Origin of the sequence: Aquitalea sp. ASV11, assembly GCF_016429185.1 — a bacterium.
Classification (GTDB): Bacteria; Pseudomonadota; Gammaproteobacteria; order Burkholderiales; family Chromobacteriaceae; genus Aquitalea; species Aquitalea pelogenes.
Map to the genome: position 1 here is coordinate 1 of NZ_JAELUD010000142.1, position 1443 is coordinate 1443.

The 1443-nt window shown below is 48.6% G+C and carries 2 protein-coding genes; both read right to left on the reverse strand.

Features of this window, described 5'->3' with window-relative positions; translation table 11 throughout:
- On the reverse strand, positions 1-904 hold a 904-nt coding region (locus tag JHD62_RS21310; RefSeq protein ID WP_199104561.1), incomplete at its 3' end, for an oligosaccharide flippase family protein.
- 3 nt (positions 905-907) lie between these two features.
- The coding region (locus tag JHD62_RS21315; protein WP_199104562.1) for a methionine adenosyltransferase domain-containing protein at positions 908-1443 on the reverse strand (536 nt) is incomplete at its 5' end.

A 1443-nucleotide genomic window follows, 5' to 3' on the forward strand; every position in this document is an offset into this window, starting at 1 on the left:
TTATTGCGTTCGTCTCGTGGGCTCGGAGATGTGTATAAGAGACAGGTATCATTCCTGGCATGCTGAAAATCTTCATCGCTATGCTATATTCCGGGACTTTGTTAAGTCCTGCATAATGCGCAACAATAATATTGTCCAGGTTGTAGGACACTACACTAAGCAATTGGAGTATGAAAAAACCACTTCCTTTTTTAAATATCAGTATGCCTGCTAGTTTTATTTTTTTTAAGGCTAGCGCCTCTGTTGGTAGTATTGCTTTTAGCGTGAGTAGGTTGGCTATGTTGCAAAGAATAGTACCTGCTACTGATGCTATAATGAGAGTTGGTAATTCTGACTTATTTTTTATCGCAAAATAGACTGTGATAATGTTTAAAACTTGCCCTGTTGTGTTATAAAGCCCATTGGCGTGCCCCTGCTGCATGCCTAGTCGAATTGGTTGTACTACGCTCAGGGCAGTATTGATGGAAAAATACCCTATGAATGCCAGGATGCTTTCTGTTGCAAGCTGATTTAGTGAGGCATCTTTGTAATTAAAAAGCCATTGCCAGTTAATATATGGAGTGGCGATCATTGCAATAATGAAGATGGCTACTCCAATTGTAGTTAAAGCGCATAGCGCGGAGACTAAAAGTGTCTTGATGCTGAGATCGGTTTTCCCATTTTTGCTATGTGCAACCATGCTAATCAGAGCATTGCCAATTCCCATATCCATCAACTGGAGGATGGCAATCAAGGAGCTGATTGCCATCCATAGTCCATATTGCTCGCTGCCCAAATAGCCAACCGTCAGTGGCACCATGGCTAAGTTAGTGACTATACCGACGCTTTTGGTGATTCCCGTTGCAATTGCATTCTTGATGACATGCTCAAAACGTTCTGAAACGGTTGGTATTTTAAATTTCAAGATTTACAACCCACTATCTCTGCGTAGTGCTTCTGCCTTGTCGGTGAGTTCCCAGGTAAGTTCCGGCTCTTCACGGCCGAAGTGGCCGTAAGCCGCGGTCTTGCCGTAGATCGGGCGCAGCAGGTCCAGCATCTGGATGATGCCTTTCGGGCGCAGGTCGAAGTGCTTCTTCACCAGTTCCACGATCTTTTCGTTCGGGATCTTGTTGGTGCCGAAGGTATCCACCGCAATCGAGGTCGGCTCGGCCACGCCGATGGCGTAGGAAACCTGGATCTGGCACTGACGGGCAAGGCCAGCGGCCACGATGTTTTTGGCCACGTAGCGGCCGGCATAGGCTGCCGAGCGGTCTACCTTGGACGGGTCCTTGCCGGAGAAGGCACCACCACCGTGCGGTGCTGCACCGCCATAGGTATCAACGATGATCTTGCGACCGGTCAGGCCGCAGTCGCCCATCGGGCCGCCAATGACGAAGCGACCGGTCGGGTTGACCAGATACTTGGTTTCGGCAGTCAGCATTTCCGGCGGCAGTACCGGCTTGA